Genomic DNA, 25084 nt, shown 5'->3' with positions numbered 1-25084 from the left:
AGAGAACACAATATGTTTGATCTAATCTACTACTGCACTTTTAGGAATTTTTGTATTTCGATGTTTCCATCGTCTATGAGTCCAAAGATAATACTCAGGATTTTCTTTGATTTGATTTTCTAATAAAGAGAGATAGTTTTTTGTAATAAAATGGTCTTCACAGTTTTTGGGATCATCGGTAATTTTTATGAATTTTGCTTGATAATAACCACGTTTTATTTTCTCTACTTTTAGGTACATTACAGGCATATCTAACCTTTTTGCCAGTACTTCTCCTCCTGTAATAACAGGAACTTTAATGTTCATAAAATCAGTCCAGTATAATGCATTTTTCAATTTAGGAGATTGATCAGATAACAAACCATAGGCGCATAATTTGCCGTTTACTTTATCTCGAGTAATCTCTTTAATCACCTTACGATGTCTTATAAGTCTTGTATTAAATCTACCTCTTATACGATGTGCTAATTGATCAAAATGTTTGTTTTTAATTTTTTTGTACACACCAACTATAGGAAAATCCATTGCAAATTGAGCAGCAATTGCCCACTCATAACTAGCATAATGCCCCATTAATACAATAATACTTTTTTGATGAGATTGTATTTCTTTAAAAGTATGAGGGTCAAGTATTGTAAATCTTTTGGTCATTTCTTCTTTAGAAATAGAAAGACTTTTTATCATTTCCATAAACATATCGCACATATGTTTATAAAATTTTTTACGAATTTTATAAATTTCATCTATAGGTTTTTCGGGAAAAGCTAATGTTAGGTTTTTTGTAACTACCTTTTTTCTATAGCCAATAATGTGATACACTAAAATATAAACAGTACTGGATAAAAAATATAATAATCGCCAGGGTAATTTAGATATTACCCACAACATTGGATAGACTAAACGATATACAAATAATTGCATTCGATAAAATTAAATTGAGGACACAAATATAAAATTATTCGTTTTTTTTTATCATAAACTTTTGCTAATAAGAAAAGGATAATTTAGTTAGATTTTTTGAGGTTAAAATATATAGTATATTTGGATAAAATTAAAGTTGCATGGGGACACTTGACATAGTTGTAATTATAATTATTGGGGCTAATATATTGATGTCATTAAAGGGGTTTAATGATTTTTCATTTTTTGAGAAATATAAGTTTAATATAGGAGGGATAAGAAGAGGAGAACAGCTAAGAATGTTAACTTCGGGTTTTTTGCATGTAGATATGATGCATTTGTTCTTTAATATGTTTACACTCTATTTTTTTGCGCCTGTTGTTGTTAGCTTTTTTGGTAATGTTAAGTTTTTGATAGTATATTTTGGGAGTTTATTAATGGGGAATTTGTTTTCCTTGTTTTTTCATAAAGACGAATATCATTATAGTGCCGTAGGAGCGAGTGGTGCTGTTTCTGGAGTTATATATGCGGGCATATTATTTAGACCAGATATGAGTTTATATTTGATGTTTATTCCAATTCCTATTCCTGCATATATTTTTGGTATAGGGTATTTAGTATATTCTATTTTTGGGATGAAAAACCAAATAGGAAATATAGGCCATGACGCGCATTTTGGAGGAGCCGTTGGAGGGTATGTAATAACTTTAATATTGGCTCCCTGGTTATTTCAGGAAAATTTATTTATGATAGGTTTATTAGCAGTTCCTATTATAATCCTTTTTATTTTACAAAGGCTAGGAAAACTATAAGTAAAAAACGACCCACAAGAGGTCGTTTTTTACTTATATTCTATATGTTGAATTAAAGAGACTTTTGTTCTAGTAATTCTGATATTTTCTTTTCTAATGCGGGTCCTCTAAGGTTCTTGGCAATTACATTTCCTTTTTCATCGATGATAAAAGTGGCAGGTATGGATCTCACACCATAGGCTCTGGCAATTGGTTCTTGCCAAAATTGTAAATTAGAAACATGATTCCATTCTAGGTTATCATCAGCAATTGCTTTGGTCCAGGCTTCTTGTTTTTTGTCTAAAGAGACTCCTATAATATTAAGTCCTTTATCATGGTATTTGTTATATACTTTTACAACATTTGGATTTTCTATCCTACAAGGCTTACACCACGAAGCCCAAAAATCGATAATGGTAATTTTACCCATAGATTCTTTAAGAGATAGCATCTTACCTTCTGGAGTTGGAGCAGAAAAATCTTCGGCAGTAACACCTATATCTATTTTCTTTTGTTTAGAAACAGCTACTGCATTATTGATAAGCATGTTTAAGTTTTTACCTAACCTTGTTGGTTTTAGGGTATCATCAATTTGATCAAATTTCAATTTGGCTTCTTGTGCGGTTAACATCTTAAGGTTTAAGAGCTCTGTGATAGCTATAATAGATACTAGTGAATTCGTATTATCTGTAATATCTTTTCTAAATTGCTTTTCTTTTTCAATCAATTCTTGTCTTTCGAGAGCTATCTTAACCACTTTATCGGTTTCACCCAATTTTGAAGCAATCTGATATTGATTATTTAGATTTAATTTCTCTTCACCATATTTTTTAATAGTATTAATATAGGAAAAGAACAACTCATTTTCAGAACCTCCTTTAACTACAGAAGAGCGTAAACTATCTTTGTAAATAGTCATTTCAATAGGATTGTTCTCAGCCATAAACAATACATTACCTCTTATGTCTTTAAAAGTTAAATAATTAAAATCATTATTTTCTGGAGGAGGTAAAGTGATCTCAAACTTATCCTGTTGTATGCTTGCAGAATCAATAATAATAGGCCTGTTAGATTGACTAATTGCATTAACATACACTACTGTTCCATCTTCGAAACCAGCAGTATTGGCAGTAATAGTATATCCTTTTTGATCTTTTTGACAAGCTACAAGTAGGAGAATTGTAACAAACAAAGCAACTCTTTTCATAATAATTTGGATTATTTGATCGTAAAAATAAAGAATCCAAAGTATATACTCCAAAAATTAACGTTGTAGATAAAAAGAATTGTTAAAAACTCTATTTAGGTGTTCTACAAAATCAAAAGAAAAATCGTATCTTTTATGTAACAAATCCATAGGTTTTTAGTCTAACATAAATAGCAGATACCTACGGATTTTTAATAAAAAGATGGCAGAATTCAATTTTAATGGATTTTATGTCCAATTTTTTCAATTGCATTCGTCAAGTATAGTAGTACTATAGATATATTATATTTTCAGAATAATAATCTAATTAATTGTTAATATCTAGTGATACAATTTGGTTTGTATTATTTTTGTAAACGACCAGAAAAGATCAGACATGAGGGGTTTAGAGCAAGATTTTCCATTAGACATATCGATTAGTTTTTCAAAGTTTTTTGAACATTACAGAGAATTGTTCAAAAATGGTAATGAACTTGTTATGGACAGAGCTTCACGAGTTTTAGAAATTGCAAAAGAATACCCTGAATTGGAAGAAGGGATAAAGGAAGAAACGAGAATAAATGAATTGCTACCTCAGATTGATTTGATATTAGAAGATTCTTTTGCACAAATTCTACAGCAAAATGAAATAAAGATTGCTACAATACCTTTTCATAATACAGTATTAAAATCATCTCAACGTTATCAAAATATAATAGCCACTGCAGGTAAAGATTTTGAGCCTCAGATTAAAAATTTTGATCAGAATCATTATTACATCATGGGATGTAGTATGGTTTTGAGTATTTATTATGGATATAATATTGATTTTAGAAGGCCTTTCTTTTATGATATTCCTGATGCTATGGGGATAATGAGGCATTATAGAATCATGTATAACGGGGACTTTATAGATATTATAAAATCAGATAGAGCCAAAGATATTACAGATGAGGATGTAGCAGAATTACTAGATAATTTTGATAATGTAGATATCTGGAAAGAAAAATTTCCCCCGCATAGCTGGCTTTTTAAAGGTGTGGTTATTGCAAATATGTTTGATGTTACAACAGATGTTTCGTTGTCTGACTTTAAAACCAGCCTTATTAAATATGATAAAACACAAGGTGATTTTGTTGGTAGTTTTCAACAAATTTTTAGGGCAATATTTAATTTATATGAAATTAAAGTTGGATTTTCTAGCTATAACCCAGAAGAAGAAGTATTAGAAAGAGTACCTTTTAAGGATATAGATAGTTACATTTTGTACGATAAATATTCTGATTGTTGTGAATCTGCTCTATGTGATGGAACATATCATTATCTTTTTGAAGAGTTTACATATTTTGCTATTTCTGATGTAAAAAAATATCAAAAGTTAGCTAAGGATCAGATCATGTATAAAAATCTGATAGCTCAAGGCATTAATAGTGCAATACTTGCTCCTATAAAAAGCGGCAATAAATTACTAGGTATTTTAGAAATCGTATCGCCTAATGTTCATGAATTGAATAGTATTAATGCTAATAAATTACAGGATGTTATGCCATATTTGGTAGATTCTGTTCTACGTTCTAAATCCAAAACAGAGAATGAGTTAGAGTTGATTATCCAGCAAGAATGTACTTCGATTCACCCTAGTGTACATTGGAAGTTTAAACAAGAAGCAAAACGATTTATGCGAGCGATGGTAGATGAGAATCCCGTATCCTTTAGAGAAGTCGTTTTTGATAATGTATATCCACTATATGGGCAAATTGATATAAAAGGCTCTTCCGAGGCCCGTAATCAAGCAATACAAAAAGACCTGGTATTACAACTTAAAGGAATTGCTAAAGTAATTAATAAAGTTATAGAATCTGATCCGATACCTATTTATGAGCAATTAAAATATAGAACAAATCGATATATCAATTCTATCACAGAACAATTGCAAGTAGATAGTGAACAGAAAATTTTAAACTTTATTAAAAAAGAAATTACACCATTGTTTAAGCACCTTAAACAGAAAAGTGTTGAGCTAGATGAGCTTATTGGTCAATATGATGATATGTTGGATAAGGTTATAAAAACAGTATATAAACATCGTAAAGCATACGATGAGTCTGTTATGCTTATCAATAAAAAGATGGCATCTTTATTAGACCAAAAACAAGATGAAGCGCAAGGAATGTATCCGCATTATTTTGAACGTTTCAAATCTGACGGGGTAGAGCACAATATGTATATCGGAGAATCGATAACAAAACAAGACAGCTTTAATAAAGTGTATTTGTATAACCTAAGATTATGGCAGTTACAGATAATGTGCGAAATGGAAAATGCATATTATCAAATGAAAAAAGATTTACCTATAGCACTGGATGTAGCTTCTATGGTTTTGGTATTCAATTCTTCTTTATCGGTTAGGTTTAGAATGGATGAAAAAAGATTTGATGTTGATGGAACCTATAATGCAAGGTATGAAGTTGTAAAAAAACGTGTAGACAAATCTAAAATTAAAGGTACAGATCAACGAGTTACAGAAAAAGGTAAATTGGTGATTATCTATTCTCAACGCTCTGATGAAAGAGAATATATCAAATATCTTAATTTCCTGCAATCTAAGAATTACCTCGAAGAAGAAATTGAGATTGTAGAATTAGATAATCTTCAGGGAGTTACTGGGTTAAAAGCACTACGTGTTAATATTCTATATCATAAGAGTGAACAAGATAAAGAATACTATACATATGAAGATTTGATGAAAGAAATTAATTAAATCAGGAATTGTTATTCCTGATGATTATCTTTTTTATAGCATTATCATATGATAGTATACCACCTACCAAATTATCTTATTGTAGTGAGTTAAATGCAAAAATAAATGAAATAACAGAGGTTATAATCCCTATCATAAAAACGGTATATGTAACCCTTAAGATTTTGTATTTTTTATGCAAAACTTTACCTAAAAAGTAAAGGTCTTTTATCATCGTATCATAGATGTATTCTTTATCATTCATTAGATCTGTCATTGCTGATTTATATTCATCTAATGGCATTTTATGAAAATTTCCGAAAAATAATAAGTTAACTTTCTTCTCTTCTATTTCTTTACGAGTAAACTCCCCACTTGTTATATTAGGGCGTGTTGCCAATACAGATAATACTATAGAAGCGATACAAAATATGATAAATATCAAAGTTGGATATATCAGATATTGATTAGAAGGGTTATCTAGCTTAGGTATAAGATTTGATAATGCAAGAGATATAATAATAGCATTTACAGATAGTAATATATTGGCTTTTGTATCAGCAATATCACTTAGTTTCATATGATTCCTTAAGGTAACTCTAAATAAAGTTTGTATTCCTTTTTCGGGGTTTTCTTCTCTCAGTAATTTTTTCAATTTTTCCTTTTCTCGTTTCTTTTCCTTTTTTAGTTTCGCTTGTTCTTCCAACATTTTGGTAAGATTTTCTTCTTTTTTTGGTTTCCAATGAGAGATAGCATACTCGGTATAGTACTGATGTTTGTTTTTAAATAGATCGATATTAGCCTTTAACCAATCAGAAGGGGTTAAATCTTTAATGGCATTAAGTTTAAATTCACACCTTAACAGTTCGCTTGTTTCTCCATAATAGTCTTTTGCAAAATGAGAAGCATCGGCATCCCGTATAATTTCTTCCATAAGATTAGTAGGGACATGCTCCATTTTGGTCGCCATAATTTGTTCCGAAACTTGATTTATAACCTCTTGAGAAACATTTTGTTGACCTAAAAAATCTTTGGCTATCTCTACGCTATATTCTTCATGATTTTTAGAACTTTTAGAGTACCCGGTATCATGTAACAATGCGGTAAGCAATAAAACTTCTTTATCTTCATCAGATAAATTAGTATTATCAATAATTTCTTTTGTACTTTTAAATACTCTTTTGGTATGATCGTAATTATGGTAGATACAAGAATTAGGGAGCTCTTTTTCAAAAAGTTCCGAAACGAAATGATCTGTTTTTTCTAGTAGAGAAGACATACTTTTAATTTTTCGATAACCAAAATAATTAAAAAAAAGAGATTGTACTTCAAACAATGAATAAATATAATAAGATTCTAATTATTTGTGTTGCTTTATTACTCAGTTCATGTGCAACATACGCTCCTCAATATAAAGTCGAAAATTTTACTCAAACATTACCCAATAGTGCTATAGAAAAGACATTTTATCTGGTGGGAGATGCCGGAAATGCCAAAATGAAAGAGAGTACAGAAGGGCTTTCGATTCTTAAAAAAGTATTAGATACTGCAAAAACAAAAGACGATTATCTTATTTTTTTAGGAGATAATATTTATCAAAAAGGAATGCCCGAAAAAAAATCTCCGGAAAGAGCTTTGGGAGAACATAGAATAGATGCACAAATTGAAGCAACTAAGGATTTTGATGGAGATGTTGTTTTTATTCCGGGAAATCATGATTGGTATGCTAATGGGGTAGAAGGTCTATATCGACAAGAGCGGTATGTGACCAAAAAAATGAATAATAAAAAAGCTTTTTTACCAACAAAAGGGTGTCCTATCGAAAGCGTAGAAATTAGCGATAAAGTACATTTGTTGATCTTGGATACGCAGTGGTATTTGGCTAATTGGGATAAGAATCCAACGATGAATGACAATTGTGAAATTAAAACTCGTGAAAAATTCTTTCTTGAGGTAGAGGGTGAATTAAAAAAACACAGTAAGAAAACTATCCTTGTTGCGATGCATCACCCCATGTTTACGAATGGTATACATGGAGGGAAATATAGCTTTGATAAACATATTTTTCCTTCAAAAAAGAAAATACCTCTTCCAATTTTGGGTTCATTAGCTGCTCAGATACGGTCTCAGGGAGGAATTTCTACGCAGGATTTATCTAATGTTCATTATAATAAATTAATGAGAAGACTATCTACAATGACAAGGGATTTGGATAAGGTAGTTTTTGTTTCGGGGCATGAACACTCTTTACAGTATATCGATAGTAATGGGTTAAAACAAATTGTATCGGGTTCTGGATCCAAAGTTTCATCGGTTTCTTTAGGGAAAGATGGATTGTTTGCATACCCGGGGCAGGGCTTTGCAATATTAGATGTATACAAAGATGGTTCTTCTAATGTTCGCTTTTTTGGAAATGATAACGGAAACCCAAAATTGGTATATCAAACTATAGTTCATCAAAAAGAAAAAGAATTTGATTTTAGCGGTGTTAAGAATTCTTTTGAACCAGAAGTTTCGGCTTCAATTTATACTAAAGATGAAGTGAAAAAATCAAAATTGTATCAATCGATGTGGGGTGATCACTATCGGTATGTATACGGAACCGATATAAAAGTTCCTGTGGCCACTCTAGATACCTTAATGGGAGGTTTTACTATTGATAGACAAGGAGGAGGACAGGTGACAAGATCGCTACGTCTTATCGATAAAGAAGGAAAACGCTATAGCCTTAGAGCAATGCGTAAAAGTGTTACGCAATTTTTACAGAAAGGAGTATTTAAATATACATATCTCGAAGATGGATTTGATGACACGTTTACAGAAGACCTCCTTTCTGATTTCTATACATCTAGCTATCCTTATGCGTTTTTGGCTGTTGGTACATTGGCTGATGCAATAGGAGTGTATCATGCAAATCCTAAGTTGTATTATATTCCAAAACATCCTGCATTGGGTAAATACAATGAAAGTTTTGGTGATGAAATATATTTTTTAGAAGAACGACCAGGGAAAGAGTATAAAGACGAGGTTACTTTTGGAAAACCTGATGATATCGAAAGTACAGATGATTTGTTAAGTAGACTAAGGAAAGACGAAAAATATCAAATGGACGAAGAACACTATATAAGAACCAGACTTTTTGATATGATCTTAGGAGATTGGGACCGCCATTCTGATCAATGGAGATGGGCTCGTTTTGATACTAAAAATGGTAAAGAGTACAGACCTATTCCGAGAGATAGAGATCAAGTGTTTTCTAATTATGATGGAATACTTATGGATGTCGTAAAATTTGTGGTTCCGTTAGTTCGTAAGTTTCAGGTATACGATGGAGAACTTAAAAAAGTGAGGTGGATTAACCAATCAGGGCTACCATTAGATAGAACATTAACACAGAACTCAGGAAAAGAAATCTGGATAGAACAAGCAAGATATATTAAAGAAAACCTTTCTGATACAGCTATTGAAAAAGCATTTACAAATCTTCCAAATAATCTTCAGGATGAGACAATAGAAAAAATAAAAAGAGATCTTAAACTCAGAAGAGATAATATTGAAGATATCGCTAATCGTTACTATACATATCTTTCAAAACATGTTATTATTACAGGAACAGATAAAGATGATCTTTTTGAAATACTTAGAGAAGAAGGAAAAACAACGATACAGATTTCGAGAATAAAAGGAGATAAAAAGCAAAAACCATATAGTAGTAGAAGTTTTACTGCTAAAGAAACTAAAGAAATTTGGATTTATGGGTTGGATGATGACGATCGATTTGTTGTAAAAGGAAAAGGAAGTAACCTGATAAAAATTCGAATTGTTGGGGGCCAGAATAATGACACTTATGCGATAGAGAATGGAAGAAAAATAAAAATCTATGACCATAAATCAAAACCTAATACTATAGAGAAAAAAGGTGGAGCAAAATTTATACTAAGTAATATCTATGACTATAATGTATATGATTACAATAAGTATGTAGGTAAAACGAATACGATAACGCCTTTTATTGGCTTTAATCCCGATGATGGACTTAACATTAATGTAACAGACGTATATACAATAAATGGATTTAAAAATAATCCATACCATAGTAAACATAGATTTAGGGCAGCATATTACTTTCAAACAGAAGGTTATGATTTGTCATATTCGGGAGAATTTGTAAATGCATTAGGAAACTGGAATTTCCTTATTGATGCAGTGTATACAAGTGAGAATTTTGCACAAAACTTTTTTGGCTTCGGAAACAATACTTTTAATCCGGATGACGAATTAGATTTGGATTTTAACAGAGTAAAGCTAGGAATTTGGTCATTTGGGTTAGGAGTTTCTAAAAGAGATCGTTATGGTAGTGAGTTTTCGGTTAAAGCAGCATTTGAAGGTATAGAGGTTCAAGATACTCAAGATCGATTTATTACGTCGGGCTTGGGTTTTGTAACAGTAGACCCTGTTTTCTTCGAAAGAAAATATTTTACAAATCTAGAGGTGATGTATAAATTCGAAAGCTATGATAATGATATTAACCCTACCAGAGGAATGTTGTTTAAATTACAAACTGGTGTAAGAACGAATGTAGAAGATACGAATAGAACATATGGATATATTTATCCAAGACTAGGTTTTTATAATTCGATAACTAGAGATCGCAGGTTAGTGCTTAAAACAGATGTAATTGCAGAAATCAATCTTGGTGATGGTTTTGAGTTTTACCAGGGTGCCAATCTGGGAGGTACAAAAGGGTTGAGAGGATATAGAGAAGAACGTTTTACTGGTGAAAGCGCACTAGCATTTAATGGAGATTTAAGATATAGTTTTAATAAATTTAAAACAGGTTTATTGCCGTTGCAATTAGGAGTCTTTGGTGGTTATGATATTGGTAGAGTGTGGTTGGATGGCGAAGATTCTGATCGATGGCATGATTCTGTAGGTGGAGGCATCTGGCTTAATGCTATGGATACTATTGGAGGACAGTTAGGGCTATTTTCTAGCGATGATGGATTGCGATTTACATTTGGTTTTGGGATGAGTTTATAGGGTTTTACAGTGTTGAGAAAATATATAAATGAATAACAACTGTGTAACAAATAAAAAAATGATTGAACAATATGATATTCTACTTTAATGATAGAATTAAATAATCCAAAAGGTAAAAATCATTCTCGTGAAGTAAAAGTTACTGTAAATACTATTTCTTATTTGTAAATGACTTCGATACCTTCTCTATAAGGAGATAAAAGTTCTCGTGAAGACAAATGAGGATCTACCACAAATAGTATTAGTATAAAAAGTGTTGAACAACGGCTTTTTTTGTTTCAATGTATAAATAAATGATCATAAACTTGAATATAATATCGATTTGTGAATTAGAATATCATAAAAAGAGCACTGATTTATTCCGAATAAGATTTGTTAATTTGTTAATTTAATGTTAAATAAGGTATGATTTGATTAAATCTGTATTGGTTTTTTCTTCTTAAATTTTCTCCAATTTCGACATTCTTCTTTTTAGCATAATCCTTTGATTTTCAGTAATGCAATACTGTTGCGTTATTAGAAAACAAGAGGTGATTTACCCGATTTGATAATGATAATCGAGTCATAACTATCTGTTTATTACGCGTTTGCCGTATTTGTTTGTTTGAATTAATCTCTACTTTTGAATAACAAATTTTAATAAGAGCTCAACATTTTAATTTAAACAAATAAGTTTAACACAAAAAATCAAACAATAATGAAAACTCAACTGAAAATTTTAAGCACACTAACAGTCTTTTCTCTCTTCTTTTATAGTTGTGAATAAGAAATGGATAAACACGATATCCATTTGGCTGAATAGAGTATAAAACTACTTTTGAAAATAGTGGAATTAACTTTATAGATAATTTAGATAAGCGTATCATTACGTTTAATTCTCGTCTTACCAAAAAAATAAAACATATTTATTTAAAAATAGGCATCTATTTTTGAATGAAGTGATTTGACTTTTTTTAATTCGCTGTAAAAAATATCTTTTTTTACTTAACCCCTTTCTTTTTCTCACTTTATAGGAGTGCTATGAAGTGTCAAAAACACTGTTTTTTGTATAGAATTAAAAAAGTTTAAACTACTTCAATAATAATTTAACAAACAAACATCATGCAAAACATAATATATAAAATAGCACCATTGATGTTACTGTTTTTTACAGTAAGTGTCTTTGGACAAAAACAATCAGATAATTTCTATTACTACAAAGGAGAAAAATTCTTTTTAAATATAAATACTAGAACTATTTCTATTTCATTTGAGGGAGAAAATTCTATTAACTCTTTCAAATCTTTACGTAGTAATTCAATAAAAATAAAAGAAATAGTTGAAGATAATTCGAGAGCTACTGTAGTTTCATTAGATGCTAAAGCAATTTCTAAGAAAGCTGTAAAAAGCTATTATATGGAAGTGTCTACAAGCAAAAACATGACTATAGAAGATTATTATAAAGAGATCGAATCTTATAAGAAATTACCTAATACTTTAATGGCTTCTCCAACATATATAACAAAGAGTGGAGGAGAATTAGGGTTGTCAAATAATTTCTATGTAAAACTTAAAGATAAAAATGACATTGATATTCTCTATAAAAAAGCAAAAGAGATGAATCTAGAAGTATTAGGTCGTGATAAGTACATGCCACTTTGGTTTACGCTTTCTGTAACATCCAAAAATAAATTAAATTCAATACAGCTTGCTAATATTTTTTATGAAACAGGTTGGTTTGAGAGTACAGAACCAGCTTTCATGTATCACAATATAGAAACTTCGAATGATACTTACTTCAATAACCAGTGGTCTTTAAATAATACAGGGCAGAATGGAGGAACGGTAGGAATTGATATCAATATGGAGGAAGCTTGGAGCATAACTACCGGAGATCCAAGTATCAAAACAGCTGTGTATGATCATGGGTTAGAAATGAATCATCCAGATTTACAAGCTAATGTTCACGGAACAGGGTTTGATGCAAATAACGGAACAACACCAGCCACAGTAAGAGGAAATCACGGAACTGCTTGTGCTGGTATTATAGGAGCGGTTAAAGATAATAATTTAGGGATTTCGGGTGTTGCTCCTACTTCAAAATTAATGTCGATCAGTATCAATCTTAGATCTTCAGATACCCCGTCTCAATTAGCAAGTGGTTTTAATTGGGCGTGGCAAAATGGAGCAGATGTGATTAGTAATTCTTGGGGAGGATATGCTCCTTCTAGTATTATAGACAATGCTATAACAAATACATTAACTAATGGTAGAGGAGGAAAAGGTTGTGTCATTGTTTTTGCTGCAGGTAATGAGAATAATACAAATATTCGATACCCAGGAAATAGTAATCCAGATTTATTAATAGTAGGAGCAATGAGCCCTTGCGCAGAGCGTAAAAACCCAAACTCCTGTGATGGAGAGAGTCAGTGGGGGAGTTGTTATGGTAGCCAATTAGATATTGTAGCTCCTGGAGTAAAAATGCCAACTACAGATAGACAGGGGGCAAATGGATATTCTACATCTGATTATACGCAAACTTTTAACGGAACTTCATCAGCATGTCCAGTAGTAGCTGGAGTAGCCGCACTAATATTAAGCGTTAATCCAAACTTAACATATAGTGAGGTAAATAATATTATCGAGCAATCCGCTCAGAAAGTAGGAACATATACATATGCTACTGCAGGAGGGCGTCCAAATGGAACTTGGAATAATCAGATGGGGTATGGTTTGGTTGATGCGCATCAAGCAGTCTTATTGGCTCAGAATGGTTCTGGTTCTGATTCTGAAGCTCCAACAGCACCATCCAATCTGGTCTCTACTGGAAAAACTAAAACTAGTGTAAGTTTAAGTTGGACAGCCTCAACAGACAATGTAGGTGTAACAGCGTATGATGTTTACAACGGGAGTAACCTTTCTACTACGGTAAATGGTACCACAGCAACAATATCAGGATTAACGCCAAATACAAGTTATGATTTTACCATCAAAGCTAAAGATGCAGCAGGTAATGTATCAGGAGCAAGTAATGTATTAACAGTTACAACAGATCCTAATAATGATGGAGGAACACCACCGACTTATTGTGCGGCAGAAGCTACAAATGGGCCTGAACATATTGCAAAGGTTAAATTTGGGACAATAGATAATAGTTCAGCCAGAGATTCTTATCATGATTATACAAATATATCTACAGATGTTGCTAAGAATAATAGTTATGCATTATCGGTAGTTATTGGTCAACCATATGGTAATGATAATGAAGTAACGGCATGGATTGATTGGAATATTGATGGTGATTTTGAGGATGCAGGTGAACAATATTTATTATCAAAAAGTAGCACCTCAGAAGCTTCGATTTCAATTCCAGTACCATCAGGTGCATCTATAGGAACTACAGGTATGCGTATTAGAGTTTCTTATAATAGTAGTAGTAGAACTCCTTGTGGGACAAGAAGTTATGGGGAGGTTGAGGATTATGCTGTGAATATCAAAGGATCAAAATCTGGATTAATCACTGAATCCATTGACGATATGCTTATTTATCCAAATCCAACTCCAGAACAATTTGTTATTTCATCTAAACTAATAGGGGCTCAAATAACTCTTATTAACTCCAGTGGTGTAATAGTAAAAAAAGAAAAAATGACTTCAAGTAAAACAAAAGTTGATTTATCAGGGCTTCCTTCAGGGTTTTATCAAGTGCAGTTAATTTTGGGGTCAAAAAAATTATCAAAAACTGTTGTAATACAATAAGTTTTGATTGTAAGATCCTGTTTATCTGAGGGAATCTTATTTTAACTTCTGAAATACCAGAACATAATAAATTTAATAGAGGTCAGTATTTAAATACTGACCTCTATACGTTTTTCTTCCTCTGTAATATGTGAAGTTTAATTTTTTTTTTAATTCGCTATAAAAATGCCTTTTTTACTCAATTTTCATATCCTTCGCCAGAATCAAAAAGGGTTAAGCCCATCAATATGATGTATTAGGAATCTCAATCAATATTGGTGTAATAGTTAAGATTTAATTTGATATCTGCAATGGTTTTGCTAGGTTTATGTACGTTAGATTTATGATAAAACGACTATTATGCGCAAGCGATTTGAATTACCAGTGATCGGGGGCTTCGGATATCGGAAGTAGAAATTCCTACCAAAAACTGCGATGAACTTCCCCCTGTTTTACTGCCTTTACAAACCATTTATTATAATGCGGATTATCATAGGTGTATGTTCGAGATCATAGAATCAGTTGTTAGAAGAGGAAAAAGCCAAAAAGGCCGTGAAGGGATATCTTATCGAAGGTGCATTTTATTGAGTAAATTTAGGTTGGAAATGGTATAAGATATAGTTTTAATACATTTAAAACAGGTTTATTGCCGTTGCAATTAGGAGTCTTTGGTGGTTATGATATTGGTAGAGTGTGGTTAGATGGCGAAGATTCTGATCGATGGCATGATTCTGTAGGTGGAGGCATCTGGCTTAATGCTATGGATACTATTGGAGGACAGTTAGGAGTATTTTCTAGTGATGATGGATTGCGATTTACATTTGGTTTTGGGATGAGCTTATAGAACTTTATAGTATTTAAAAAACTTCTTATACTTGAAATACCCTACTATAAAATAGTACTACGACTATGTGATATTCTATATTTGGTAGTATATTTTGGTAACCTAAATATAATCATAAAAAATTAACATAACAATAACCGTAAGCTAAGGCTCTTTAGTCTTATTATATTCTATATTTATTAAAAATTACCTCATAATCAGGATTCGAAAGAATTCTGTTATGAGGTTTTTTTATGCAAAAATGCAATGTAAAAAATATCTTAAACCAACTTAAAATTACACAAAATGAAAAAAACAATTTTAACACTTGTTTTAATAGGGTTTAGCTTTGGCATTAAAGCTCAGCATAACTATGATAATCAGAATACAATTTATTCGAAAAATGGTAATGTTAGTATTGGCACAACAGATGCAAAAGGGTTTAAACTCGGAGTAAAAGGAGGAGTACGAATAGAAAATGGTAATACCGATTTACTATTATATAGAGATAATGATGTAGGTGATTGGTCTTTATTAAGGACAAATACAGGTAATGGGATTGGACTAATAGGTCAACCAGATGTTATTGCTTTATCAGTTTCAAGAGCTACTAGTAATGTAGGTATCGGTACAACAGACACAAAAGGGTTTAAGCTTGGAGTAAAAGGAGGAGTACGAATAGAAAATGGTAATACCGACTTACTATTATATAGAGATAATGATGTAGGTGATTGGTCTTTATTAAGGACAAATACAGGTAATGGGATTGGGCTAATAGGTCAACCAGATGTTGTTGCTTTATCAGTTTCAAGAACTACTAGTAATGTAGGTATTGGCACAACAGATACAAAAGGGTTTAAACTTGGAGTAAAAGGAAAGATTGCTGCTGAAGAAGTTAAAGTAGCACTACATTCTCAATGGCCAGATTTCGTTTTTGAAACTAATTATAACCTTCCTACACTTATCGAAGTAGAAAACCACATCAAAGAAAAAGGACATTTAAAAGATATTCCAAGTGCTAAAGAAGTAGAAAAAAATGGGGTTTATCTAGGAGCAATGGATGCTAAATTACTACAAAAAATAGAGGAACTTACGCTGTATACCATTCAACAGGAAAAAGAAATTAAAAAATTAAAGTCTCTAAATACAAAACTTCAAGAATTAAACCTTCGATTAGAAAAACTAGAATCTCAAAGGTAAAGACGTATAACAATTTAATATTAAATATGTACATCATCATACAAGAAGTACATAACTAATATAGTACATAACCAACTTAAATTACACAAAATGAAAAAAGCAGTTTTCATACTCATCCTAATGGGTATTAGTTCGGGAATTTATGCCCAACATAATTATGATAATCAAAATACTATTTATTCAAAATCCGGTAATGTAGGTATAAGTACAACAAACCCTATAGCAAAAATGCATATTACAGGAGGTTCAAATAATTGGAGTGAATCAATTCCGGGACTATCGGTTGGTTCTATCCATTTAGATCCTGAGAATTCGAGTAATCATTTTGGAAGTGCTATCACTTTTGGAGCATCAGACTCGTCTAATGGAGAAACTGCTCAGGCAGGTATCTATGTTCGAAGCGATGGTAGTTATGGGACAAAAATGTATTTTTCAACAACAGATGCCTATGTTTCGGGATCAAAAACCGCCATGAGTATAGATCATAGAGGTATGGTTGGTATTGGAACAACATCTCCAAAATCGAAACTTCAAATATCAGGAGGTTCAAATAATTGGAACGAATCTACTCCGGGAACTTCAGTAGGTTCTATCCATTTAGATCCCGAGAATTCGAGTAATCATTTTGGAAGTGCTATCACTTTTGGAGCATCAGACTCGTCTAATGGAGAAACTGCTCAGGCAGGTATATATGTTCGAAGCGATGGTAGTTATGGGACAAAAATGTATTTTTCAACAACCAACGCATACGTTTCTGGTTCTAAAACGGCTATGACTATAGATCATGTAGGTAAAGTAGGTATAGGTACAAATGTTCCTAAATCCCAACTTCAGATCGCAGGGGGCTCAAAGAATTGGAGTGAATCAATTCCTGGGCTATCGGTTGGTTCTATTCATTTAGACCCTGAGAATTCGAGTAACCATTTTGGAAGTGCCATCACTTTTGGAGCATCAGACTCGTCTAATGGAGAAACTGCTCAGGCAGGTATCTATGTAAGAAGTGATGGTAGTTATGGGACAAAAATGTATTTTTCAACAACCAACGCATACGTTTCTGGTTCTAAAACAGCTATGACTATAGATCATGTAGGTAAAGTAGGTATAGGGACAATAACAACAGGATCTCATAAGCTTGCAGTAGATGGCTCGATAGGAGCAAGAGAAATCAAAGTAGAAGCAACTAGCTGGTCAGATTTCGTTTTTGAAACCGATTATAACCTTCCTACGCTTAGTGAAGTAGAAAACCACATCAAAGAAAAAGGTCATTTAAAAGATATTCCAAATGCTAAAGATGTAGCAAAAAATGGGATTTATCTAGGAGCGATGGATGCTAAATTACTTCAAAAAATCGAAGAGCTAACACTGTATACGATACAACAGGAAAAAGAAATTAAACGGCAAGCTAGTGAAATTGAAGAATTGAAATCTTTGTCTAATAGATTATCAGAAATAGAAAAATTAATTGAAGCAAAAAAATAAACCAACTTAAAATTACACAAAATGAAAAAAGCAGTTTTTATACTTATTCTAATGGGTATTAGTTCGGGAATTTATGCCCAACATAATTATGATAATCAAAATACTATTTATTCAAATAGTGGAAATGTAGGGATTGGAACACAAACCCCTTCCAATGCACAAGGCTGGCATAGAGTATTAGATGTTGCAGGTTCACAACATTCCAAAATTTTAGCAACAAGTGTTAATACTGAATTTAGAACTGGTATGTATTCTCATAGTTCCTGGCATGGAGGAGGAGGTTTTGTTGGTACAGAAAGTAATCACAATCTACATTTTATAACAGGTTATGGACCAAAGATGAGCATTTTAACCAATGGAAATGTAGGGGTAGGAACACTAACTCCTTCAAATAGACAAGGTTGGGATAGAGTATTGGATGTTTCAGGTTCAAGACATTCAAAAATTTTATCAACAACTACTGATTCCAAACATAGAGTAGGTATGTATTCTCATAAGTCTTGGTATGGTGGAGGAGGTTTTGTTGGTACAGAAAGTAACCATAATTTACATCTTATTACAAATTATGCCTCAAAGATGACCATTTTAACAAATGGTAATGTCGGGATAGGAACACAGAATCCAGATTCTAAACTTACCGTAAAAGGAAATATTCACTCTCGAGAAATAAAAGTAACGGCTACAGCAGGAGGGGCTGATTTTGTATTTGCAAATGAGTATCAGTTGCCTTCTTTAGCAGAGGTAGAAGCTTTTGTAAAGAAAAACAAACATTTACCAGAAATAGCATCGGCTAAAGAGATGGAAAAGAATGGTATTCATTTAGCCGAAATGAATATAAAGCTACTTCAAAAGATAGAGGAATTGACTTTGTATGTAATTGAACAAAACAAACGTATTAGTTTGTTAGAATCTAAGTCTACCAAGAAATAAAATATACTCTAGTAATATACAACTGTTTTTAAATAACAAATAAACATCATGAGAAATATAATATATAAAATAACACCATTGATTTTGTTGTTTCTTACTGTTAGTGCCTTTGGGCAAAGACAATTAGATAATTTCTACTATTATAAAGGAGAAAAAGTGTTTTTAACCATAAATACTAAAACTATTTCTATCTCATTCGAGGGAGAGAATTCAATTAATTCTTTTAAATCTTTGAATAGTAATTTGATTAAAACAACAGAGATAATAGAAGATAATGCAAGAGCGACAGTAATTGCAATAGACGATAAGGCTACTAATAGGAAAGCTATAAAAAGCTATTATATGGAAATATCTATGACCAAAAACATGTCTATAATGGATTACTATAGAGAGATTGAGTCGTATAAAAGTACACCTAATATCTTAAAAGCTTCGCCGGCATATATTACTAAAAGTGGAGGAGAATTAGGGTTGTCAAATAATTTTTATGTAAAACTTAAAAATAAAGATGACGTTGATATTCTTTATAAAAAAGCAAAAGAAATGAATGTAGAGATCTTAGGTCATGATAAGTACATGCCACTTTGGTTTACACTTTCTGTAACTTCCAAAAACAAATTAAATTCAATACAACTTGCCAACATTTTTTATGAAACGGGATGGTTTGAAAGTACAGAGCCCGCTTTTATGTATCACAATATAGAAACTTCGAATGATACTTACTTCAATAACCAGTGGTCTTTAAATAATACAGGGCAGAATGGAGGAACGGTAGGAATTGATATCAATATGGAGGAAGCTTGGAGCATAACTACCGGAGATCCAAGTATCAAAACAGCTGTGTATGATCATGGGTTAGAAATGAATCATCCAGATTTACAAGCTAATGTTCACGGAACAGGGTTTGATGCAAATAACGGAACAACACCAGCCACAGTAAGAGGAAATCACGGAACTGCTTGTGCTGGTATTATAGGAGCGGTTAAAGATAATAATTTAGGGATTTCGGGTGTTGCTCCTACTTCAAAATTAATGTCGATCAGTATCAATCTTAGAACGTCAGATACTCCGTCTCAATTAGCAAGTGGTTTTAATTGGGCGTGGCAAAATGGAGCAGATGTGATTAGTAATTCTTGGGGAGGATATGCTCCTTCTAGTATTATAGACAATGCTATAACAAATACATTAACTAATGGTAGAGGAGGAAAAGGTTGTGTCATTGTTTTTGCTGCAGGTAATGAGAATAATACAAATATTCGATACCCAGGAAATAGTAATCCAGATGTATTAGTAGTAGGGGCAATGAGTCCTTGTGCAGAGCGTAAAAATCCAAGTTCTTGTGATGGAGAGAATAGATGGGGGAGTTGTTATGGTACCCAATTAGATATTGTAGCTCCCGGAGTAAAAATGCCTACTACAGATAGGCAGGGGATAAATGGGTATTCTACATCAGATTATACGCAAACTTTTAACGGAACTTCATCGGCATGCCCGGTAGTAGCAGGAGTAGCAGCACTAATATTAAGCGTTAATCCAAACTTAACATTTGGTGAGGTGAATACGATTATCGAACAATCTGCTCAGAAAGTAGGGACATATACATATTCTACTACTGGAGGACGACCCAATGGAACTTGGAATAATCAAATGGGGTATGGTTTGGTAGATGCACATCAAGCTGTATTATTAGCTCAAAGTTGCCAGGATAACCTTACGATTAACCAAAATGTGCTTTCTGGTCAAACAGATATTCAGGAAGCAAAAAACACAATTACAGCTACCAATGTTATTTTTAGTGGAGGAACTGCGGCATATGATGCAGGAACTTCGATTCACCTAAAAACTGGGTTTAGTGCTAAATCAGGATCATCCTTTAGAGCATATATAGAAGGATGCTCTGGAAAAGGAGCTGTTGAACAGGAACCAACTAGCCAACAAGAAGTTATTACTTATGAAAATATTAGTATAGAAAATAATGCTTTAGAAGTATTAGAGATGGTTAAAGTGCATCCTAATCCAACTAAAGGTATAGTAACTATTAATAGTAAAAAGCAAATAGCCTCATGGAAACTGAATGATTATATGGGTAGATATGCAGGGAAATCGAAATTGAAAAGTAACTCTTCTTACAAAGATCAACTTAATATGAGTCATTTGCCAGCAGGATTATATGTGTTAAAGATTACTTTGGCCAATGGTGATACAGTATATAAGAATATAGTGAAGAATTAATTAAAGAATAAATAAACTCAATCTGTCTATAACATCTCCTAATATACTACACATTGATTTAAAATATCATGTAGCATCTCTGGAGGTGTTATAGACAGATAAAGGTTTATGAGAAAAAAATGTTTTTGATATGTAATGACGAATAATATAAAAACCTATTTTTCAAACTGATATTTATACAAAGTAGCTTTATGATGATTTGTTTTTTCGTCAGTTATAAAGAGAATAGAATCGTTTTTAAAACAAATTCCCTCTTTTTGAGAATTATGCTTTAATGCTATTTTTTGAATATTTCCATCAAATAGATTATCGCCCTTAAAATTACTGAGCAAGAATACTTTATTATGTGTGAGAAGGGCAATTTTATCTTCAGATCGATTGATTGTGGCTCCGGTGATAAGACAATTAGAATAATTTTTGCAGGTTTCATACACTCCAATTAGTTTGGCCATATGTTTTCCTGGCGTGGCAGAAACCCGATATAACTTAGTAACTCCTTTTGATTTTTTTCCTCTGTTTTTAGTAAATAAGTAGAGGTTACCTTTGAAGTGTACAAAAGCTTCAACATCAAAATTTAATCTTTTTTTCTTAGGTGGAAATTTCTTTTGATCTTCAAAAATGAATTCAATTTTTGAGGTAACAATAGTATTTGATAGAATTCCTGAAACTTTATAAATAACTAAATCTTTTCGGTCATTAGCATTATTGCCAAAATCGCCAATGTAAATATTGTCTTCTTTGTCATATGCAAGATCTTCCCAATCTATATTTTTGGTTTCGGAGATTTTGATCTCACGTACTATTTTTCCTTTTTGATTTAGACAAAACAATGTATTGCTATTACCAGAATCATTTATAGCATACAAATTGTGATCAGATAACATGGTGATACCTGATATTTCGTGAAGAATTTTGGGTAAAGTATTAACTTTTATTAAATCTGTATTCTTATCCTTTTGACAACTAACAGTAGCAGTCATCAAAAGGATAAGATAAGAGAGTTTTACTATTTTAGCTTCTATGATTCCAGGCATTAAGCATCCAACTTGTTTTCTCAATCTCTCCGATATACGTACCTGTAATATCCAGGGTTCCGTCATCTTTGGCATCTTCGGCAGCAGTAGTTACTATTTTTAATTGATTCAAAAGTGCGCTATGATCTTCAAGAATAGTAGCTACCATTTCGTGATCCGCAAGTGTTGTATCTGCTTCTTTAATATTAGAAAGATTTAGATAAGAGCTAAAATTGCTAACAGGTTTACCCCTAAGTGTTAGAATTCTTTCAGCAATTTCATCGATTTTCAGTTTAGCATCTTCATAAAATTCTTCAAACTTTACGTGAAGTTCAAAAAAATGGGGCCCAGTGATATTCCAATGAAAATTTCTGAGTTTTTGATAATGCATATGATAATCTGCTAATAATCTATTTAAAGCTTCTATGGTTTTTAGGTTTGAATTACTCATAGTTTTTATCTATTGATTTTTTAATTTCAATACAAAATTATTATAATATAAGTAGTAAAGTATCAAGTTACAATAGTTAGTTGTAATAGGCATATTACTATAATTGATTTGTGATTTTCTTAAGAATAAAATCATAATATGCAGCATCGTGAGGAACATAATCAGTAGCCTTAATTGGGACTTTAAGGATGTTCTTTAATTCATTAATATCTATAAGAGTAAGATCTGAAACTTCTTCTTCCTGTAGGGTCAGAGTTTCAATAGATACCTCAAGGCGCGAAAGATAAATATGATGAAATTCGTTGTCATAAAGATCAGGTCCGGGCATTTTTTCTGCTAAATACGTTCCAATAAACATTAGATCATTTTTAGAAACAGACAAACCAATTTCTTCTTTAACTTCTCGAATAGCAGAATCCTCTGGCGTTTCTCCGGTACCGATATGTCCAGCGACAGAAACATCCCATAAACCAGGATATGTATCTTTATTATCGGCCCGTTTTTGTAGTAAGATTTCTCCCTGGGCTGTAAAGAACCAAATATGAACACTAGCATGGTATAACCCTAATTGATGAGCTTCTGATTTTAATCGTACTTCTCCGGTAAACTCTCCCGTTTTATGAAGTATATCTATAAACTCATCTGCCATATTTGTTTTTTGAATTTTGCATTGCTGAAGGGAAATTAAAGATATATTTTTAATAAATACCTTGTGAAAGTTAATTTTATCTATAATTAATATTAAATACTTGTTATATTTTTATTGCTAAAATGATATATTTATGCAAAAATAATATATATGAAGATTAAAGCTTGTCCGAATTGCGGTTCACCTGAGTATATAAAAAGTGGAGTAATCAACCAAAGACAGCGATATCGATGTAAAGACTGCAGTTATTATTTTACAGTCAATAAGCTGGGTAAAAAAATAGATGACTATTATGTTAACAAAGCACTACAGCTTTATCTCGAAGGATTAACATATCGTGAAATCGAACGTATCTTGGGGATATCTCATGTGAGTGTTATCAACTGGGTAAAAAAATACAATATCAAGCGACCATATAATTCTCAATACCACCCTACATATAAGATTTTAAATTCCTTAGAATTAGCTAATTATTTTCAATCTCCAGAGAATATCCAGGGAGCAGGGGTTATTGTAACAGAACTTGGAGATAAGTTTATGCTTATAAAATGGGAACGTTTTAAAGAATAACTATATTAATTAGCAAATAACTATACTAATTTTTATCACCCGACATAATTTTTAGAATTTTAGCAAGTGCACAAAACTACGCAAGTAGTACTAATCATTTTCTACAAATCAAATTCTTAAATTATGAAAAAACTCATATTACTACTTTTTTTAAGTAGCTTTTTGATTTCGCACTCCGTCTTTTCTCAAGGATCTCCAGACTATACAGGTGGTCTTAAAGTAAAGCTAAATGAATCTGGTTCAAAATACTTTAGGATTATTTCCTGGGCACAGTTTTGGGCAAGATATACAGATGATGTTCCCGATGATGATAGTAATATAGATTTCAGTATCCGTAGAGCACGTATTCTAATGTATTCTCAAATCAATAAGGACTTTTTGATTCTTACTCATTTTGGATTAAATAGTTTAAATGCTAATAATCTAAGCCCTGTGGGTAAAGGTGATAGTTCGCAACTTTTTTTTCATGGGGTCTGGGGACAATACAGCCTTGGAGCAAATCATGCAATCGGTGGAGGATTACATTATTGGAACGGGATTTCTCGTCTTAACAATCAAAGTACACTTAATATTATGACCCTAGATAATAATCGACAATCTTGGGCACATATTGGGTTATCAGATCAATTTGCCCGTCATATTGGGATTTATGCCAAGGGAGCATTTGGCAAATTGCAATATCGTGTATCTGTTAATGAATCGATAACCAACAACCTTCAGGAAGGCACAGACCCTATTGCTAATGGTTCAGCAGTATATGCAGGCAGACGATTATTAGGATCTAAGGATGCTGGGAAGAATTTTGCAGGATATTTTGATTATAATTTTTTAGATCAGGAATCCAATTTCTTGCCTTATAAAGTCGGGTCGTATTTGGGAAGTAAAAAAGTATTTAATGTTGGTGCAGGATTCTTTTACCATCCCGATGGAAGTGTAATCGCAAATACAAATGGCACTCTCGAAGGAGAAGATGTAGCAATATTTGCAGTTGATGCATTTTACGATGCTCCTTTAGGAAGTAATGGTTCAGCGATTACAGCTTATGCAACATATCAAAATAATGATTATGGACAGAATTATACTTTAGGACAAACCTATGAAACAGGGTCTATGGTATATGGACATGTAGGGTATGTAATACCTAATGCTAATAAAAAAATCAAATTTCAGCCGTATACATCTTTTAATTTGCGATCTATAGATGCTATTGATGATAATGCAACAACATTTGGTGTTGGGGCTAATGCGTATTTTAGTGGTCATAACTCTAAGTTAACCTTAGAATATCTAAACATAAAATATGGTGATAATGATGCGCAAAGTTTTGTTACCTTACAAGCAATGATCTATCTCTAAAACTTAA

At 32.1% G+C, this 25084-nt stretch carries 17 protein-coding genes; 11 read left to right on the top strand and 6 right to left on the bottom strand.

The genetic code is table 11. The features are described from left to right. Window positions 1–21: 21 nt before the first annotated feature. Complete coding sequence (locus NNL09_RS22660; RefSeq protein WP_025667916.1) at window positions 22–921, bottom strand: lysophospholipid acyltransferase family protein; 900 nt, start codon at window positions 919–921, stop codon at window positions 22–24. 140 nt (window positions 922–1061) lie between these two features. Here NNL09_RS22660 and NNL09_RS22655 point away from each other — a divergent pair, with 140 nt between their 5' ends. Next, window positions 1062–1712 carry a rhomboid family intramembrane serine protease gene (locus tag NNL09_RS22655; RefSeq protein WP_196911888.1) on the top strand — a complete coding sequence of 217 codons (651 nt, stop codon included), beginning with the start codon at window positions 1062–1064 and terminating at the stop codon, window positions 1710–1712. Window positions 1713–1764: 52 nt separating this feature from the next. On the opposite strand, the gene NNL09_RS22650 is transcribed toward NNL09_RS22655, so the two are convergent. After that, window positions 1765–2898 carry a TlpA disulfide reductase family protein gene (locus NNL09_RS22650; RefSeq protein WP_025667914.1) on the bottom strand — a complete coding sequence of 378 codons (1134 nt, stop codon included), beginning with the start codon at window positions 2896–2898 and terminating at the stop codon, window positions 1765–1767. Window positions 2899–3274: 376 nt separating this feature from the next. Here NNL09_RS22650 and NNL09_RS22645 point away from each other — a divergent pair, with 376 nt between their 5' ends. After that, window positions 3275–5638, top strand: coding sequence for a GAF domain-containing protein (locus NNL09_RS22645; RefSeq protein WP_196911887.1), 2364 nt, complete (start codon window positions 3275–3277; stop codon window positions 5636–5638). Window positions 5639–5714: 76 nt separating this feature from the next. Here NNL09_RS22645 and NNL09_RS22640 read toward each other — a convergent pair whose 3' ends face one another. After that, window positions 5715–6896: a Pycsar system effector family protein gene (locus NNL09_RS22640; RefSeq protein ID WP_025667912.1), complete on the bottom strand. Its 1182-nt coding sequence runs from the start codon at window positions 6894–6896 to the stop codon at window positions 5715–5717. 56 nt (window positions 6897–6952) lie between these two features. On the opposite strand from NNL09_RS22640, the gene NNL09_RS22635 reads away from it, so the two are divergent. From NNL09_RS22635 to NNL09_RS22605, 7 genes are all read left to right on the top strand, one after another. Beyond that, window positions 6953–10657, top strand: coding sequence for a metallophosphoesterase (locus tag NNL09_RS22635; RefSeq protein WP_196911886.1), 3705 nt, complete (start codon window positions 6953–6955; stop codon window positions 10655–10657). A gap of 1101 nt (window positions 10658–11758) precedes the next feature. Beyond that, window positions 11759–14395, top strand: coding sequence for a S8 family serine peptidase (locus tag NNL09_RS22630; RefSeq protein ID WP_196911885.1), 2637 nt, complete (start codon window positions 11759–11761; stop codon window positions 14393–14395). Window positions 14396–15020: 625 nt separating this feature from the next. Further along, on the top strand, window positions 15021–15218 hold the full coding sequence (locus NNL09_RS22625; protein WP_025667909.1) for a hypothetical protein: 198 nt from the start codon (window positions 15021–15023) through the stop codon (window positions 15216–15218). Window positions 15219–15503: 285 nt separating this feature from the next. Then, window positions 15504–16397, top strand: a complete 894-nt coding sequence (locus NNL09_RS22620) for a hypothetical protein (RefSeq protein ID WP_196911884.1) — start codon at window positions 15504–15506, stop codon at window positions 16395–16397. Window positions 16398–16487: 90 nt separating this feature from the next. Beyond that, the gene (locus NNL09_RS22615; RefSeq protein WP_196911883.1) at window positions 16488–17876 is read left to right on the top strand and encodes a hypothetical protein; all 1389 of its coding nucleotides are present in this window, start codon (window positions 16488–16490) and stop codon (window positions 17874–17876) included. 21 nt (window positions 17877–17897) lie between these two features. Next, entirely contained in the window at window positions 17898–18806 is a 909-nt protein-coding gene (locus NNL09_RS22610; protein WP_025667906.1) for a tail fiber protein, read from the top strand. Between the two features lie 48 nt (window positions 18807–18854). Next, window positions 18855–21038: a S8 family serine peptidase gene (locus tag NNL09_RS22605; protein WP_196911882.1), complete on the top strand. Its 2184-nt coding sequence runs from the start codon at window positions 18855–18857 to the stop codon at window positions 21036–21038. A 155-nt stretch (window positions 21039–21193) separates the two neighbouring features. On the opposite strand, the gene NNL09_RS22600 is transcribed toward NNL09_RS22605, so the two are convergent. The 3 genes from NNL09_RS22600 to NNL09_RS22590 all read right to left on the bottom strand — a co-directional run bounded on the left by NNL09_RS22600 (window position 21194) and on the right by NNL09_RS22590 (window position 23151). Beyond that, window positions 21194–22096 carry a hypothetical protein gene (locus tag NNL09_RS22600; protein WP_196918874.1) on the bottom strand — a complete coding sequence of 301 codons (903 nt, stop codon included), beginning with the start codon at window positions 22094–22096 and terminating at the stop codon, window positions 21194–21196. Next, on the bottom strand, window positions 22050–22502 hold the full coding sequence (locus NNL09_RS22595) for a Dps family protein (protein ID WP_196911881.1): 453 nt from the start codon (window positions 22500–22502) through the stop codon (window positions 22050–22052). The genes NNL09_RS22600 and NNL09_RS22595 overlap by 47 nt, the downstream gene beginning before the upstream one ends. A 97-nt stretch (window positions 22503–22599) precedes the next feature. After that, window positions 22600–23151 (bottom strand): NUDIX domain-containing protein, encoded by a 552-nt coding sequence (locus tag NNL09_RS22590; RefSeq protein WP_196911880.1) that lies wholly within the window; start codon window positions 23149–23151, stop codon window positions 22600–22602. A 150-nt stretch (window positions 23152–23301) separates the two neighbouring features. On the opposite strand from NNL09_RS22590, the gene NNL09_RS22585 reads away from it, so the two are divergent. Both NNL09_RS22585 and NNL09_RS22580 read left to right on the top strand, forming a co-directional pair. Then, window positions 23302–23721, top strand: a complete 420-nt coding sequence (locus NNL09_RS22585; RefSeq protein ID WP_196911879.1) for a helix-turn-helix domain-containing protein — start codon at window positions 23302–23304, stop codon at window positions 23719–23721. 123 nt (window positions 23722–23844) lie between these two features. After that, window positions 23845–25077 (top strand): hypothetical protein, encoded by a 1233-nt coding sequence (locus NNL09_RS22580; RefSeq protein WP_196911878.1) that lies wholly within the window; start codon window positions 23845–23847, stop codon window positions 25075–25077. Window positions 25078–25084: the final 7 nt, after the last annotated feature.

Source organism: Aquimarina sp. EL_43 (assembly GCF_943422735.1).
In the GTDB taxonomy this organism is placed as follows: domain Bacteria; phylum Bacteroidota; class Bacteroidia; order Flavobacteriales; family Flavobacteriaceae; genus Aquimarina; species Aquimarina megaterium.
This window is presented reverse-complemented; position numbering and strand designations above follow the sequence as displayed.

Excerpts from the sequence above, each read along its gene's own strand:
- NNL09_RS22660 (WP_025667916.1), bottom strand. The coding sequence starts at position 921 with ATGCAATTATTTGTATATCGTTTAGTCTATCCAATGTTGTGGGTAATA.
- NNL09_RS22655 (WP_196911888.1), top strand. The coding sequence starts at position 1,062 with ATGGGGACACTTGACATAGTTGTAATTATAATTATTGGGGCTAATATA.
- NNL09_RS22650 (WP_025667914.1), bottom strand. The coding sequence starts at position 2,898 with ATGAAAAGAGTTGCTTTGTTTGTTACAATTCTCCTACTTGTAGCTTGT.
- NNL09_RS22645 (WP_196911887.1), top strand. The coding sequence starts at position 3,275 with ATGAGGGGTTTAGAGCAAGATTTTCCATTAGACATATCGATTAGTTTT.
- NNL09_RS22640 (WP_025667912.1), bottom strand. The coding sequence starts at position 6,896 with ATGTCTTCTCTACTAGAAAAAACAGATCATTTCGTTTCGGAACTTTTT.
- NNL09_RS22635 (WP_196911886.1), top strand. The coding sequence starts at position 6,953 with ATGAATAAATATAATAAGATTCTAATTATTTGTGTTGCTTTATTACTC.
- NNL09_RS22630 (WP_196911885.1), top strand. The coding sequence starts at position 11,759 with ATGCAAAACATAATATATAAAATAGCACCATTGATGTTACTGTTTTTT.
- NNL09_RS22620 (WP_196911884.1), top strand. The coding sequence starts at position 15,504 with ATGAAAAAAACAATTTTAACACTTGTTTTAATAGGGTTTAGCTTTGGC.
- NNL09_RS22615 (WP_196911883.1), top strand. The coding sequence starts at position 16,488 with ATGAAAAAAGCAGTTTTCATACTCATCCTAATGGGTATTAGTTCGGGA.
- NNL09_RS22610 (WP_025667906.1), top strand. The coding sequence starts at position 17,898 with ATGAAAAAAGCAGTTTTTATACTTATTCTAATGGGTATTAGTTCGGGA.
- NNL09_RS22605 (WP_196911882.1), top strand. The coding sequence starts at position 18,855 with ATGAGAAATATAATATATAAAATAACACCATTGATTTTGTTGTTTCTT.
- NNL09_RS22595 (WP_196911881.1), bottom strand. The coding sequence starts at position 22,502 with ATGAGTAATTCAAACCTAAAAACCATAGAAGCTTTAAATAGATTATTA.
- NNL09_RS22590 (WP_196911880.1), bottom strand. The coding sequence starts at position 23,151 with ATGGCAGATGAGTTTATAGATATACTTCATAAAACGGGAGAGTTTACC.
- NNL09_RS22585 (WP_196911879.1), top strand. The coding sequence starts at position 23,302 with ATGAAGATTAAAGCTTGTCCGAATTGCGGTTCACCTGAGTATATAAAA.
- NNL09_RS22580 (WP_196911878.1), top strand. The coding sequence starts at position 23,845 with ATGAAAAAACTCATATTACTACTTTTTTTAAGTAGCTTTTTGATTTCG.